Consider the following 14,585-nt stretch of genomic DNA (forward strand, 5'->3'; position numbering starts at 1 on the left):
TTCTGCAGGAGCTGAAAATCGGAAATTGGCCATTGCACTCGTCGGCGTAATCAACACTGACATCTTTGCGGCGTTCCTCAGGGTGTTCGTCGGGACAGCGCTCGTCATGCATGGCCTTCCCAAAGTCAAGGGTGCCTGGAAGCAGAGCGGCCAATGGATTCAGAGTATGGGCGTTCCTGCGGCCGCCGCCGTACCCGTAGCGATCCTGGAGTTCTTCGGCGGCATCTTCCTGATCATTGGCCTGATTGTCCCAATCGTGGCTGGATTCTTCGCCATTCAGTTTCTCGCTATCATCGTCATGAAGAAGTCGAAGATGAAGGCAGCCCTCATAGGAAGTCAACAGAAACCCTCGTACGAGATCGACTTCACCTACTTGCTGCTCGCACTGGTCCTGGTTGTCGTCGGCGCTGGCGTGCTGTCTGTCGACTCAGTAATCGGGTTCTAGCCCAAAACGGCCGCGTTCCAGCGGCGTCAATCCGCCGGTATCTTGAGTCTCTTCGGCGCCAGCTTGCCCTTGGTCAATGAATGCACGTACTCGGGAGTCAGGGGAAGCTTCTGAATCTCCACTCCGAACGGTGAGAGAGCATCCTCGACTGCGTTGACTATCACTGGCGTCGCCCCGATGGTCCCAGCCTCGCCCACTCCTTTGACGCCGAGAGGGTTGAGGGGCGAAGGAGTCTCGGTGCGGTAGCTCTCTATCATAGGCGCGGAGTCTATCGAAGGAATCAGGTAGTCGGAGAGCGTCGAGGTGAGGTTCTGCCCGTTCTCGTCGAAGACCACCTGCTCCAGCAGGGCTTGCGCGATTCCCTGGAGCACACCTCCGTGAACCTGCCCTTCCACTATGAGCGGGTTGATCACCTTCCCCACGTCGTCCACGGCCACGTACTTCAGAATCTTCAACATCCCGGTCTCCCTGTCAACCTCGACCATCGCAACGTGGGTGCCGAAGGGGAAAGCGTTGCCTGGCGGGGCGAAGGCGCAGTACTCGAAGAGCGTCGCCTCCATCCCCGGTGGGAGCGAACGTAAAGAGTATGCCTTGTCTGCGACATCCTTGAACGCAAGGCTCTTCGATGAAGAGGAGGCTGGAGTTATCTTGCCGTTCTTGAAGTTCATTCTGTCGCTCTTGAGACCGAGCATCTTCGCTGCTATCTTGCTCATCTTCTCTTTCACCTTCCTTGTTGCAAGCAGGACAGCGCTCCCGCCAACGACTGCCGAGCGGCTGCCCGCGGTTATCGTGCCCCACGGGAGGGCGGACGTGTCGCCGTACTGCACCACAACGTCGTTCACGTCCAGGCCCAACTCCTCGGCCACGATTTGGGCGAAGGCCGTCGCGTGGCCCTGGCCTTGGGGGTTGGTGCCAACAGTGACAGTGACGCTTCCTTGCTTGCTCACAGCGACTGACGCCGTCTGCGGAAAGCCCGGGCCGAACCCGCAGACCTCCACGTAGGTTATCACCCCCAGACCGACCAGCCTCCCCTTCGCCCTTGCCTCTCTCTGGAAGGCCTTGAGGCGGTCGTAGTCAGAATACTCCAGAGCCTTCTGCAGGTTCATCTCGTAGTTCCCGCTGTCGTAAGTATGACCCCCGGCAGAGCTGTAGGGGAACTTTCTCTTCGGAACGTAGTTCTTCTGTCTGACCTTCACCGGGTCGAGCTTGAGCCTCCGGGCTAGCACGTCAACCGTCCTCTCGATCAGGTACGTGGCCTCGGGGCGCCCCGCGCCCCTGTACGCGCCGATGGGTGGTTTGTTGGTGAACGTTGTTATCGCTTCGGCCTCGTACGCTCCGATGTCGTAAACGCCTGGACCCATGCCAACTGTAGTCTCTGGCATCGTGAACGCCCAGTCGCTGTACGCACCTCCGTCGCAGACCACCTTTACCTTGAGGCCCAGGATCTTCCCGTCCTTCCTGACGGCTGCCTCGATGAAGTGCTTCTGCCCCCTGCCGTGGGTGGAGGCCATCAGGTTGTCCCTCCGCCCATCAATCCATTTCACTGGCTTTCCCAGAACCATCGAGGCGTAGCAGACCGCGACGTTCTCCGGGCCAATCGACCCCTTCTGACCGAACCCTCCGCCAGTATCCGGCGAAATCACCCTCACCCTGTTCTCAGGCAGTTTCAGAGTGCTCGCGAAATCCTCCTTTGCACCGTAGGGGTCTTGGCTCGAGAGCCAGACAGTGAGAACCTGGGAGGCTTCGTCGTACGACGCAATCTCCGCCCTCGGCTCCATGGGTACTGCAGAGAGTCTGGGGAACTCCTGCTCGAACTTCACAACGTGGTCGGCCGCCTTGAATGCCTTCGAAATGCTGCCGAAGGACTTCGTCGACCTGTAGCCGATGTTGTCCTTCAGGTAGTCGTGGACCTTGGGCGAACCAGGCTGTGCGGCCTTGACCGGATCAACGACAGCTGGGAGCGGGTCATAGGTGATTTTGACAAGCTCGGCTGCGTCCTCGGCGGTGTACGGGTCCTCTGCGACGACGAGCGCGATTGGCTCACCGGCGAAGTTTGCCTCCTGGACGGCAAGGACGGGACGGTCGGTGGCTTTCGTCTCGCCCCAACCTTCGAGGGTGGGCATGCTGTTGATCTTCTTGACCAGGTCTCTGCCTGCGAGGACGAGCCTAACGCCTGGAAGGGAGACGGCCTCCGAGACGTCAACCTCCTTGATTCGTGCGTGGGCATGGAGGCTCCTGACGAACCAGCCGTGAAGCATGTGCGGGAGGACCACGTCGTCTGTGAAGCTGCCTGTTCCAGTGATGAACTTCATGTCCTCGACCCTCTTCAGGGGCTGTCCGAGGACTGCCGCCTCCTTCCTGACCGATGTCTGGACAGATGCCAAGCGCGCGCAGAGCCTTGGCGGGGAATAGCTAAAGATTTTTCTTAATTAGCCTTCTGGTGGATGGTGCGAGTTAGCAGGATTGTACCCCAAACCCTTCGAGTACCACTCCCCCAAGACCGTCGAGGAGGCGGCCGCCCTCGTTGAGAGATACGGACAGGAGGCCAAGGTCCTAGCCGGGGGGCAGAGCCTGATTCCTCTCATGAAGCTCAGGCTCCTCTCTCCAGCACACGTCATCGACCTCGGCAAGGTGGAAGGGCTCTCGTACATCAGGAAGGAGGGGGGAGAGCTGGCCATCGGGGCAATGACAACGATGGTCACAATCGTAGACGCAGAGGTCGTCAGGAACGAATGCCCGATACTCCGTGACTGCGCACTCGTGGTGGCGGACGCAGAGGTAAGGAACATGGGGACAATCGGCGGGAACGTCTCCCACGCAGACCCGACCAACGACATGCCGGGGGTAATGGTCGCGACTGGAGCCAGCTTCGTCGTCGCTTCGACTAGGGGCAGGAGGACGATACCAGCCTCAGAGTTCTTTGTTGACACATTCACGACCGCGATTCAGGAGGGCGAGATACTCGTCGAAGCCAGGGTACCGCTCGGCCAGAGGAGGTTCGGGGCCTACCTCAAGCTGGAAAGGCAGGCGGGCGACTTCGGCATAGCGGGAGTCGCGGCCGTCCTCGACATGTCGCCTGACGGGACGTGTGCCTCCTGCGGGATTGGATTGACAGCTGTCGGGCCCACAGCGATCAAGGCGACAAAGGCAGAGAAGATACTGCGGGGAACGAGGCTTGAGAAAGAGAGGGTGGAAGAAGCAGCGAAGGCTGCGGCTCAGGAAGCCCAGCCTGTCAGCGACCTACGCGGGTCGGCCGAGTACAAGCGCGAGATGGTGAGGGTTCTGACAGTCAGGGCCGTAAGGGCTGCAGCGAGGCGGAGGGCGAACGATTGATCAAGACTAACGTCAGCATCGAGGTGAACGGGAAGAAGGGGCAGGCAGAAGTGGAGCCGCGCACCCTCCTTGTGAAGTTCCTGAGGGAGGACCTCGGACTGACCGGGACGCACGTCGGCTGCGAAACGACGAACTGCGGGGTCTGCACAGTCCTTCTCGACGGCAAGGCGGTGAAGTCGTGCACGGTCTTCGCCGTCCAGGCCGACGGGAAGAAGGTCACCACGATTGAAGGAATCGGGGGAGTGGACGACCTCGACCCAATCCAGCTCGCGTTCTGGGAGAAGCATGGAGTACAGTGCGGCTTCTGCACACCTGGGATGATAATGGCCTCGTACCAGCTCCTCTCCGAGATTCCGGACCCTGACGAGGAGGAAATCAGGAGGGCGCTCTCGGGCAACCTCTGCAGGTGCACGGGCTACGTCAAGATCATAGAGTCAGTCCAGTACGCGGCAAAGCTCAGGAAGAAGGGAACACGCACAGTCAAGCGAGAAGAGAAGAGAGAGAAGCCGGAAGAGCCTAGGAAGCCCAGAGAAATCGAGGGCATGTAATGCATTACGAGGGGACCATTGAAGCGTCTGTCCCGAAGGGGAGGTTCTACGCCTTCATTACCGACCCGGCAAGCGTCATAGGAATCTTGCCCGACGTAGCAGAATCAAAGATAGCTGACCAAGACCACTTCACCGTGAAGGCCAAGGCAGGTGTAGCCTACCTGAGGGGAGCGCTCGACATTGCGTTCGAGGTCGCCGAGAAGAAGAAAGATTCGATGACAAGAATAACAGGGCACGGCCAGGGGATGCAGAGTTCTGTCGAAATCCAGCTGCAGATTGATCTTGAGGACTCGGCCGCAGGCACGAGGGCTAGCTGGGCCGCGGACGTCGCCGTCGGAGGCCTGCTTGCTAGCGTCGGAGGCCGTCTGATCGACGGGGTGGCGGCGAAGTACGTGATGCAGATAACGGAGAATCTCAGGCAGAAGGTCGCGGCCTAAGGCCACGGCTCGTTTCCGCAAAGACCTCTCTCTGGCGGCCCCCGTGGTATCATTAATTACCCGACCCATTCGAAGGGCATCGGGGCAGAATGGTCTTCGTATACCTCTTTGAGGAAGCGAAAGGGCTCGACAAGTTCGCCCTTGGCGGCAAGGGTTACGGGCTCGTGCAAATGGCATCAATCGGCCTCCCCGTCCCGCCTGGCATGGTTGTCTCAACAGAAGCGTGCAAGCAGTACTTCCGGACTGGTAAGGTTCCAAGCGGGCTCTTCAGCGAAATCAAGTCGAAGCTCTCCGTGGTCGAGAAAAAGACGGGCAAGAAGCTGGGTGGTCTGGACGCCCCACTGCTCCTGTCCGTGAGGTCGGGAGCCCCGTTCTCGATGCCGGGCATGATGGACTCGATCCTGAACCTCGGGTTGAACGACGAAGTGACCGAGAGGATGGCCGCCCTCACGAATAACAAGCGCTTTGCAATGGACGCATACAGACGGCTACTCCAGATGTACGGAAGGATAGCGCTGGGCGTTCCGGGCGAGTTGTTCGAGGCGTTACTGGAGCAGAGGAAGAAAAAGCTCGGGGTCGCCCAGGACACCGCGATACCAGCCGGAGATATGGAGGAGTTGGTGCACGCATTCAAAGACGTGATTCATGATAGGACGGGCAAGCCGTTCCCCCAGGACGCGTGGCAGCAGCTGGAAGGGGCGGTGAATGCGGTCTTCAGGTCGTGGGAGAATCCGAGGGCGAGGGAATACCGGCGCTACTACAAGATATCCGACGACCTGGGGACGGCGGTGAACATACAGACGATGGTCTTCGGTGATATGGGAGAGAACTCGGGCTCTGGAGTCGGGTTCACGCGAGACCCCTCGACTGGAGAGAAGAGGCTCTTCGGGGAATACCTCAGAAATTCCCAGGGAGAGGACGTCGTGGCAGGAACAAGGACGCCCGTCGCAATCGACTCGGTCGACATCTCGCTAAAGTCACAGCTGAAGAGCGTCGCGGAAAAACTGGAGAGGCACTTCCGGGACATGCAGGACTTCGAGTTCACAGTGGAAAACGAAAGGTTGTACATGCTTCAGACGAGGAACGGCAAGAGGACGGCACAGGCGGCGGTCAGGATCGCGTACGAGATGGCGAACGAGGGGCTGATCACAAGAGAAGACGCAGTTGGGAGACTGGACCCAGCGGACGTTGACAAACTGCTTCACAGGACGATAGACCCCTCCGTCAAGGTCAAGCCCATCGCGAAGGGATTGAACGCCTCCCCAGGCGCTGTGTCTGGAGCTGTCGTCCTGGACACCTCAGAGGCGGCCGCGATGGGGGGCAGAGGGGAGAAGGTGATTCTGGTCAGGCCGGAGACGACGCCGGACGACATAAGGGGCGTCATAGCCGCGCAGGGGGTCCTTACAGCGAGGGGAGGGATGACGTCGCACGCTGCGGTCGTCGCGAGGGGGATGGGGAAGCCTGCCGTGGTTGGCTGCGGCACCATCAGGCTGCACCCTGCGGAGGGCTACTTCGAGGTCGAAGGTGGCGGAATCGTGAAGAAAGGGGACATCATTACAATCGATGGCACGACAGGCACAGTGATGCTGGGCGTCGTGCCGACGGTCGAGCCACAGCTCACACCCGAGTTCAGGAAGCTCCTTGAGTGGGCGGACGACATCAGGAGGCTAGGGGTATACGCAAACGCTGACACCCCTGATGCTGCTGCCAGAGCGAGGGAGTTCGGCGCCGAGGGGATTGGCCTCTGCAGGACGGAGAGGATGTTCAACGCGCCTGACAGGCTGAAGATAATGCAGGAGATGATCCTCTCGGAGACAGTCGAAGAGAGGAGCGACGCACTGAGGAGGCTCGTGCCCTTCCAGCTGAATGACTTCCTCGGAATCTTCAGGGCGATGAAAGGACTCCCAGTCGTCGTCAGGCTGCTGGACCTGCCGCTCCACGAGTTCCTCCCGGAGAGAGAGAAGGTGGTCGGAGAGATTGAGGCCCTCAGGAAGCGCGGTGCGCCGCAGCAAGAAGTCAAGAGATGGGAGAGGATGCTGGAGAAGCTCGGGCAACTGACGGAGCACAACCCGATGCTCGGCCATCGGGGCTGCAGGCTCGCGGTGACCTACCCCATCATCTACGAAGTGCAGGTGGAGGCAATAATCAGGGCCGCCGTGCAAGTGAGGAGGGAGGAAGGCGAGACAGCAAAGGTGAACATAATGCTGCCCCTGGTGAGCGACAAGAACGAGGTGGTTATCCTCAGGGGAGTCATAGATGCCGCTGCCAAGAGGACGCTCGACGAGCTGGGCGAAGATATCCAGTACAAGGTTGGGACGATGATTGAGACGCCCAGGGCAACACTGACCGCTGCGGAGATAGCCGTTCACGCCGACTTCTTCTCGTTCGGTACGAACGACCTGACGCAGGCGACCTTCGCCTTCAGCAGGGACGACGCGGAGGCGAAGTTCATGGCCAAGTACCTCGAGGAGAAGATACTCCCGGAGAGCCCGTTCGAGGTTCTCGACACCGAGGGTGTGGGGAAGCTAGTCGCGCTCGCAGTCGCAGATGGGAGGAGGGCGAAGCCGAACCTAGAGGTCGGGATCTGCGGGGAGCACGGCGGAGAGCCGAGGAGCATCGCATTCTTCAACAGTGTTGGACTGGACTACGTGAGCTGCTCGGGGTTCAGGATTCCCGTCGCCAGGCTGGCGGCTGCACAGGCAGTGCTCAAGGGGGAGAAGGGACCGTCCTCGGTCTGAGGCCGACGGGACAGAACGCTTTTAGTGCAATCAGGGGTAAAGGGACAATCGCAGTGGGAAGTTGCTGACGGGCAAGTTCGAGGCCAGGGAGTATCAGAAGCACATCGCAGAATCGGCCTCGGGCGGCAACACTCTGGTAGTCCTGCCCACTGGGCTGGGGAAGACCATGATAGCGATGATGGTCGCGGCCGGGAGGCTCGGAAAGTTCCGCGAGTCGAAGGTGATGGTCCTGGCACCGACGCGCCCGTTGGTGCTGCAGCACTTCCGCGCATTCGGAGAGAACCTGAACCTTCCGCAAGGCTCGATGGTAGCGCTGACCGGGACTGTGGACCCCGGGGAAAGGGAGGTCCTGTGGCTGAAATCGAGGGTGATCTTCGCCACGCCCCAGACGGTCTACAACGACGTCAGGCACGGCCGGGTCTCGCTGGACGACGTTGTTCTCGCTGTCTTCGACGAAGCGCACAGGAGCGTGAAGGATTACACCTACACCAGACTCGCGGAGGCGTACCGCGACCAAGCTAGACACCCCCTCATACTTGGCCTCACCGCGTCGCCGGGAGGCTCCAAGGAGAAGGTGAACGAAATCAAGCGCAACCTGTTCATCGAGAAGGTAGAGGCGAGGACGGAGGAGAGCGAGGACGTCAGCGCGTACGTCGAACAGACTTCGGTCCAGCCAGTCAAGGTCAAGGTGCCGGAGGAGTACGAGGAGGAGATACTACGGCTGCGGGAGCTGTTCAACGACAAGGTCAAGAAGCTCATCGACGGCGGATTCCTGAGGAGCAACAGGGTCTCGAAGAAGGCGCTCCTCGAGGCCAGGGGGACGATATCCGCCAGGCTGAAGGCAGCCCAGGCTCAAGGAGGGCAGAAGGGGTACATCTTCGGGGCGATAATCAATCAGGCGCAGGCCGTTGTGATAGTACATGCGCTCGAGGTCATAGAGACGCAGGGAGCACCGACCCTTGCGAGGTACCTCGAGAGGGTTCGAGAGAGGCCCGAGAAGGGGAAGTCTACTGCTTCCCTACTCAAGGACCCGAGATGGATCAGAATCGAGCAGGAGGCCTCCAAGCTGCGCAACGTGGAACACTCCAAGCTGGGCGTACTGCTCTCCGTTATGCGAGAGCAGCTGGCCACGAAACCTGATTCAAAGGTCATCGTCTTCACCCAGTACAGGGACACGATTGAGGACATAGTGAAGGCACTGGAATCTGCCGGGTACTCGGCGGAGAGGTTCGTCGGGCAGGCGGACAAGACGGGGAACAAGGGAATGGACCAGCAGACCCAGACGAACGCGCTGGAGAGATTCAGGAAAGGAGAGTTCACCGCACTCGTCAGCAGCAGCATCGGGGAGGAGGGGCTGCACGTGCCCGACGTCGACTTGGTGGTCTTCTACGAGGCTGTGCCGTCCGAAATCAGGTACATCCAGAGGAGGGGCAGGACGGGCAGGACCACTGCAGGGAAGGTCGTAATCCTGCTGGCAGAAGGCACTGTGGACGAGGCGTACTACTACAGCAGCCTCTTCAAAGAGAACAGGATGAGGAAGCTCGTCTCTGAACCGAGCGAGAGCGTTAGAAAGCGCAAGGGCAAAAGCCCGACTCTCATGGACTTCGTTTAGCTGCCGCCCGTCTTCTTCCGGCGACCCTCAGAACTTTGATTAGGTCTGTGCTTCCGCCGACTCCCGGCGTGCCAGATAACATCACCATCCTGTCGCCGGGTTCTGCGAGGCCCAAGAACAGCACGGTCGATTCTGCCAGAGCGAAGAGTCTGTCTGTCGTTCTTGACTGCCTTGCCAGGACTGGTACAACGCCCCAGCAGAGTTTCATCCTCCGCGCCACAGACGGCGCAGTGCAGAGCGCTACAATCGGCTGCTCAGGTCTGTACTTCGAGATCCTTCTCGCGGTAGAACCCGTGTGGGTCGGCGTGACGATGACCTTTGCGCCGACATAGCGGGCGAGCCTGGAGGCGGCCCTGGCTATCGCCTCCTCGGTCGGTAAGGTCTCCTCTTCGGGAAGGGGGTGGCCGTACTTCCCCAGAACCCTCTCTGCGGATTTCGCGATTCTTTCGAGTGTCAAGACAGCCTCCACTGGATACTTGCCGACTGCAGTCTCGTCCGAGAGCATCACCGCGTCGGCCCCGTCCAGCACCGCGGTCGAAACGTCTGTTGCCTCCGCCCTAGACGGGACTGGGCTGCTGACCATGCTCACAAGCATCTGCGTGGCGACTATCACGGGTTTGCCCGCCTCATTGCACTTGCTGATGATCTCCTTCTGGATGACGGGGACACGCTCGATGGGCACCTCTATTCCGAGGTCGCCTCTGGCAACCATGATTCCGTCGGCCACTTCAAGCAGAGGGTCGAAGTTCTCGACCGCCTCCCGCTTCTCCACTTTGGCTATGACCGAGGCGTCGGATCTCCCGAAGAGCCTTCGGGCGGCCTTCACGTCAGACGGGCTCCTCACGAACGAAAGGGCTACGAAGTCCACGCCGTGGCTGAGCCCGAACTTCAGGTGTTCGACATCCTGCGGAGTCGGATACTTGATCTTCATCCTGACTCCGGGGGCGTTGACCCCCTTGCCGGAGCTGAGCGTCCCGCCGACGGCGACGGTGCAACTGGCGCCATCGGCCGTTGTCTCCTCCACCTTGAGTCTAATCAGCCCGTCAGCGAGATGCAGCGTGTCCCCTCTCTTGACGAAACGGATGAGATCGGGGTAGTTCACGGAGACTTCGCTCTCGTTCCCCAAGACCTTTCGCGAGGTGAGCAGGAGAGACGAACCCTTGACAAGGTCGACCGCGCCATTCTCGATCTTTCCCACCCGAATCTTTGGTCCGGGCAAGTCCTGAAGGATGGCTACCGTCTTCTTCGCCCGAACGGCCTCCTTCCTGATTGTCCGTATCTCTTCGAGGTGCTCCCCCCTGTCGCCGTGCGAGAAGTTGATCCTGAAGACATCCACTCCACAGGCGACCAGTCTCCTGACCATGCTCTGGTCCCTGGTCGCCGGCCCGATTGTGCAGACTATCTTTGTCCTCCTCAAGTCGTTCCCGCTCTCAGTTGGCTGGCCGACGGCAGAGATAAGCCCACTGAGGGCAGCCAGCACGTATCCGCAGCACGCTATTCTTTTAGGCCTGGGCACATCTTGCTTATTCGTGGACTCGGCTCAAGACCACTCTCGCGAAGACGAAATCGGAGAGAGTATGAACGCCATAGTAGACATATCGGAGAAGTGGACGCAATACATCAGGACGAGGGAATCTCAGGTAAGGGTGGTGAAGTCATTCCTCGCAGGCATGCTCGTCTTCCTTGCGACGTCCGCGGCCATAGTAGCGTCCGTATTGATGCAGAACCCGCCAGAGTACTTCTTCGTCCACAGGGAGATCCTTGAAGGAGTGGGCGTGGCCGCTTTGGTAGGACTCGCCTGCGGCGTTGGCGTGTACATAGTGATAGGCCGTGGCAGGAACGCGGAGCTGGAGGAGCTCAGCGGCCTCATAGCCAACATGAAGAAGGCAAGCGAGAGCGAGAGAGCTACGGAGAACGCGCTCTCTGTCACAGAGAAGATTCTGACTCTGCTCCCTAAGGTGGTCAGGCGGAGGACTGGCGACGCGCTCATCTTCGGGATCGCAGCGTTCATAATCGGCTCCCTCTTCGGCACCCCTGCAGTCGGGATCGTCGTCGGCGTGCTGGTGTGGCTGTACTTCAGGTACGAGTCGAACCAGAGCTACGAGAAGCAGATGTCGCGACTCGAGGAACAGAGGCGCGCGTTCGATAGGGAAAAGAAGAACTTCATTGAATCCTTGTGATCGCCAGGATGGAAAAGCCTGACCTCTACGTAGTCGCTAGGTTCCTCGATATCCTGTACAGGAGCGACGGGCCGATGAAGAGGACGAACATACAGATGAGACTTGGCCTCAACTACCCCAGGTTCACAGAGTACCTGGACTGGCTCCTCAGCCATGAGCTGGTGGCGAAGGCCTTCGACAAGGAGGACGCCTCGGAGAAGTTCGCCCTGACATCGAAGGGGCTGGAGTCGTACCACAGGCTCGTGGACTGGATCAGAGAGATGATGAAGGAGATACAGATATGAGGACTAAGGCAGTCGGACGGACGAAGGGTTTCACCGTATCACAGAGAGTCTGTCTCCTTTCTCAATAGAAAGATAGGCAGCGATGTACGCGCCTGCATTCCACGACTGGGCTCGCTGACCGAGAGGTCTTCCGGACCTGCCGTGCAGCCACTCGTTGAAGCCCAGGCCGTCCCCTTCGCCGCGCACCATGTTCGCGGCTGCCAGCCTGTCCAGCCCCGTCGGGGCTTCCTCAGACCCGAGCTTGTTGAGCGCCCAGACGTACAGGCCTCCGACGAAGGGCCAGATGCCCCCGTTGTGGTACGCGAAGGGAGGGCTCCTGTGCTGCTCGGGAAGAGTCGCGTCCAACCGAGTGTCGAACCCCGGCTCCCCCGCACTGTAGGGTGGGTCGAGGACCCTGACAGGGTAGGGTTTGGACAGCTCCCGCGACCTGATGGCTTCCATGATCGACCTGGATGTCTTGGACTCGGCAAGGCCGAAGAGGATGCAGAGGAGGTTCGAGAGGGTATCGAAGTGGGTGTCTATCCTGGCGAACGAGACGTACTGGACGTAGTACTCTTGGGAGAGGCCCACGGGCCTCTGGGACGAGAGCTGTTCTGCCAGCCTTGGAGAGAAACCGGAGACCCTCTTGGGGCTCTCCTCGTCAGGCAGGAAGACGTCATTGAACCTTTCCAAGAGCGCTGTGTAATCCAACTTCGAGCCGTCGTTGAGCCTCCTGCCCGCCACAGAGCACAGATCACCGATGCACCTCGTGGCCATAAGGAGGAGTGCGTTGTTGTAGACTGTCTTTCCTGTCCTCTGAATCGCAGCGTCCATCCAGTCGGCGCCCTGGGGCGAGTCGACCAGCCAAGAGTTGTTCGAGTCCTGATACCTGAGCCATCTGTAGGCGTCGACGGCTGCATCGAGCGGTTCCTTCAAAAGCGACCGGTCATCTGTTGCGCGATAGAGGTCGGCGAGTCCTATGATGTACCACGGGGCCGAGTCGGTCGAGCCTGAGAAACCGAAGTCGGCCCGGCCGTTGGCCGGGTCGTAGAAGTTGGCTATCTGCCCGAGCGGAGACCTGCTCCTCGCGAAGGTGTCTACGGTCGCCCTGGCGCACGACAGCAGCGTTTCGTCCCCGAGCATGTTCGAGCCGAGGAAGGAAATGAATGAATCTCTGGCCCACACCTGGTTGTAGTACGAGCTGGAAGCCTTCAGCCCCCGAGGAGTGGAGTTCCCTTTGAGCACCTCGACAGCTGCGTCGAAGGTTCTCTCCGTCGCGCTGCTCGTCACCCTTCCCCTCCTGTTAGCCGGCCGTCCGCTCTATTGCTCCCGTGATACCCCCGAAGATTTCCTCCACCTTCTTGGTGGCGAAGCTCTTCAGCAAGGTCGAGCCGAGGCCTGCCATTATACCCGTGATCTCTGCGTCCGCTGACCAGGCCATCGTTGTTGGGGAGTCCCCGGTCAGTGTGAAAGTGCTTACGACCTTCAGGTTGCTGCCGCTCCCCGAGCCCTCGGCAACGAGTTTGGCCCGTGCTGGCGGTTCCGTGTCGGAGACTGTCATTCTGACCTTGAAGGCGCTCGAGACAACCGCGACCCTCACTTTGATTCTCGCTTCGAGTGTGGACCCGTCCAGGACCCTGACATCCTCGGCGTCTTGGAGTGTCTTCGCCAAGAACTCAGGGTTGACGAGAAGGCCGAAGACGTGATCACGCTTGGCGTTGATGCTCGTCGAGCCATCCAAGTGGAGCTGCATCCTGCGTCCAGAATCCGGGTCGCTGTATAAAGGTCACGTGTAGGCCTCGAAGTCTTTCCCGAGGACTGAGGAAGCGATCTTCAACTCCATGATTTCGTCCGTCCCTTCGTATATTCTGGCGACGCGGGTGTCGAGAAAATGCTTTGCCACCGGAGACATTATCGAATAGCCGAAGCCGCCGAAAATCTGAAGAGCCCTATCGGCTGATTCAAACGCAGCCCTCGATGCAACGTACTTGGCCAGCGCCGACAGCCTATCCGTCTCCGCCCTCAGCGCGAGGTTCTGAGCGTCCTTCTCGTACTCGTCCTTCTTCATGGCAGCCCTGTAGACGAGCCACCTGCTGGCCTCCAGGCTGGACGCTATGAAAGCAACGTGCCTTTGGACGAGCTGATGCCTGCCGATCAGCTTGCCGTGCTGGAACCGCGAGGTGGCCCTCTCCTTCACCTGGTTCAGGCAGTCCTCCATCACACCGAGACACCCTGAACTTATGCCGATTCTTCCGTTCAGGAGGGCGGAGTAAGCAACAGCGAAGCCCTTTCCCTCCGGTCCTAGCATGTCCTCTCTGGGTACGAACACGCTATCAAATGAAAGGAGCGCGGTGTCAGAGGTGAAGAGACCAACCTTCTCCTCGAGCCTCATGTCGACGTTGAAACCCTCCTGCTTTGTGTCGACGAGGAAGGCACTCAGGCCTTCTGACCTGCCCTTGGGATAGGCGAACACGATTATGTTGGTGGCTATCGAGCCGTTTGAGATCAGGTACTTCGACCCTGTCAGCCTGAAACCACTGCCGTCTGCAACATAGGACGTCTTCAGCGAGGCGGGGTCGCTGCCTGCCTCTGGTTCAGTGAGGCCGTAGGCAAGAATCGCCTCTCCTCGCGCGGCTTTGGAGAGATACCTCTGCTTCTGCTCCTCGTTCCCCCAGTCTTGGATCGAGAGGCTGCCCAAGGACTGGTGGACGTCGGCGAAGGTGACGACGCCCATCCCTGCCTGCCCGAGCCTCTCGAGGAATAGAGCGTGCACGAGCTGCCTAGCCCCCCTCCCGCCGTACTTCTCCTCGATTGGCACGCCCAGCAGGTTGTGGCTCTTGAGGATCCTTGGCACCTCAGGGTTGTACTTCCGTTCCACATACTTCTCGAATTCTGAGATGACCAGTTCGTTGGCGGCAGCGTCCGTGTCCTCGAGTATCGATAGGTCATCCTTGCCCAACCCCGCTATCTTCGCTACCTCTCTCATCGACTTCTCGAAGAGTTGTTCCATTCGGCTCCCGTCGGCGCGG

Annotated in this window: 13 protein-coding genes; 8 read left to right on the forward strand and 5 right to left on the reverse strand. The window is 59.8% G+C overall.

Translation table 11 applies throughout. The annotated features are described in order from the left end of the window. Positions 1 to 25 precede the first annotated feature (25 nt). Positions 26 to 445, forward strand: coding sequence for a DoxX family protein (locus tag LYZ69_00935; protein MDV3277014.1), 420 nt, complete (start codon positions 26 to 28; stop codon positions 443 to 445). 26 nt (positions 446 to 471) lie between these two features. On the opposite strand, the gene LYZ69_00940 is transcribed toward LYZ69_00935, so the two are convergent. Then, positions 472 to 2,829, reverse strand: a complete 2,358-nt coding sequence (locus LYZ69_00940) for a xanthine dehydrogenase family protein molybdopterin-binding subunit (protein ID MDV3277015.1) — start codon at positions 2,827 to 2,829, stop codon at positions 472 to 474. 79 nt (positions 2,830 to 2,908) lie between these two features. On the opposite strand from LYZ69_00940, the gene LYZ69_00945 reads away from it, so the two are divergent. From LYZ69_00945 to LYZ69_00965, 5 genes are all read left to right on the forward strand, one after another. Continuing rightward, a complete protein-coding gene (locus tag LYZ69_00945; protein ID MDV3277016.1) occupies positions 2,909 to 3,778 on the forward strand; it encodes a xanthine dehydrogenase family protein subunit M in 870 nt (289 codons plus the stop codon). Continuing rightward, positions 3,775 to 4,326 (forward strand): (2Fe-2S)-binding protein, encoded by a 552-nt coding sequence (locus LYZ69_00950; protein MDV3277017.1) that lies wholly within the window; start codon positions 3,775 to 3,777, stop codon positions 4,324 to 4,326. The genes LYZ69_00945 and LYZ69_00950 overlap by 4 nt, the downstream gene beginning before the upstream one ends. Continuing rightward, positions 4,326 to 4,763 (forward strand): hypothetical protein, encoded by a 438-nt coding sequence (locus LYZ69_00955; protein ID MDV3277018.1) that lies wholly within the window; start codon positions 4,326 to 4,328, stop codon positions 4,761 to 4,763. Before LYZ69_00950 ends, LYZ69_00955 begins: the two co-directional genes overlap by 1 nt. Before the next feature lie 89 nt (positions 4,764 to 4,852). Beyond that, entirely contained in the window at positions 4,853 to 7,501 is a 2,649-nt protein-coding gene (ppdK, locus tag LYZ69_00960) for a pyruvate, phosphate dikinase (protein MDV3277019.1), read from the forward strand. 61 nt (positions 7,502 to 7,562) lie between these two features. After that, positions 7,563 to 9,113: a DEAD/DEAH box helicase gene (locus LYZ69_00965; protein MDV3277020.1), complete on the forward strand. Its 1,551-nt coding sequence runs from the start codon at positions 7,563 to 7,565 to the stop codon at positions 9,111 to 9,113. Here the strand turns inward: LYZ69_00965 and pyk are convergent. Next, positions 9,097 to 10,629, reverse strand: coding sequence for a pyruvate kinase (gene pyk / locus LYZ69_00970; GenBank protein ID MDV3277021.1), 1,533 nt, complete (start codon positions 10,627 to 10,629; stop codon positions 9,097 to 9,099). The genes LYZ69_00965 and pyk overlap by 17 nt on opposite strands. A 13-nt stretch (positions 10,630 to 10,642) precedes the next feature. Here pyk and LYZ69_00975 point away from each other — a divergent pair, with 13 nt between their 5' ends. Together LYZ69_00975 and LYZ69_00980 are read left to right on the forward strand one after the other, a co-directional pair. Then, positions 10,643 to 11,293, forward strand: coding sequence for a hypothetical protein (locus LYZ69_00975; GenBank protein ID MDV3277022.1), 651 nt, complete (start codon positions 10,643 to 10,645; stop codon positions 11,291 to 11,293). An 8-nt stretch (positions 11,294 to 11,301) separates the two neighbouring features. Further along, positions 11,302 to 11,577 (forward strand): winged helix-turn-helix domain-containing protein, encoded by a 276-nt coding sequence (locus LYZ69_00980; protein ID MDV3277023.1) that lies wholly within the window; start codon positions 11,302 to 11,304, stop codon positions 11,575 to 11,577. A gap of 30 nt (positions 11,578 to 11,607) precedes the next feature. Here LYZ69_00980 and LYZ69_00985 read toward each other — a convergent pair whose 3' ends face one another. From LYZ69_00985 to LYZ69_00995, 3 genes are read right to left on the reverse strand one after another with little or no spacing between them, the layout of a single operon-like run. Beyond that, positions 11,608 to 12,846, reverse strand: a complete 1,239-nt coding sequence (locus tag LYZ69_00985; protein MDV3277024.1) for a hypothetical protein — start codon at positions 12,844 to 12,846, stop codon at positions 11,608 to 11,610. A 13-nt stretch (positions 12,847 to 12,859) separates the two neighbouring features. Continuing rightward, a complete protein-coding gene (locus tag LYZ69_00990) occupies positions 12,860 to 13,309 on the reverse strand; it encodes a hypothetical protein (GenBank protein ID MDV3277025.1) in 450 nt (149 codons plus the stop codon). Positions 13,310 to 13,342: 33 nt separating this feature from the next. Next, positions 13,343 to 14,566: an acyl-CoA dehydrogenase family protein gene (locus LYZ69_00995; protein MDV3277026.1), complete on the reverse strand. Its 1,224-nt coding sequence runs from the start codon at positions 14,564 to 14,566 to the stop codon at positions 13,343 to 13,345. Positions 14,567 to 14,585 lie beyond the last annotated feature (19 nt).

It is taken from the genome of Nitrososphaerales archaeon, from assembly GCA_032906765.1.
Classification (GTDB): Archaea; Thermoproteota; Nitrososphaeria; order Nitrososphaerales; family Gagatemarchaeaceae; genus DASPPF01.

Bases quoted from the DNA above. Each gene is read 5' to 3' on its own strand.
- LYZ69_00990 (MDV3277025.1), bottom strand. From the start codon at position 13,309: ATGCAGCTCCACTTGGATGGCTCGACGAGCATCAACGCCAAGCGTGAT.
- LYZ69_00995 (MDV3277026.1), bottom strand. From the start codon at position 14,566: ATGGAACAACTCTTCGAGAAGTCGATGAGAGAGGTAGCGAAGATAGCG.
- LYZ69_00955 (MDV3277018.1), top strand. From the start codon at position 4,326: ATGCATTACGAGGGGACCATTGAAGCGTCTGTCCCGAAGGGGAGGTTC.
- ppdK (MDV3277019.1), top strand. From the start codon at position 4,853: ATGGTCTTCGTATACCTCTTTGAGGAAGCGAAAGGGCTCGACAAGTTC.
- LYZ69_00980 (MDV3277023.1), top strand. From the start codon at position 11,302: ATGGAAAAGCCTGACCTCTACGTAGTCGCTAGGTTCCTCGATATCCTG.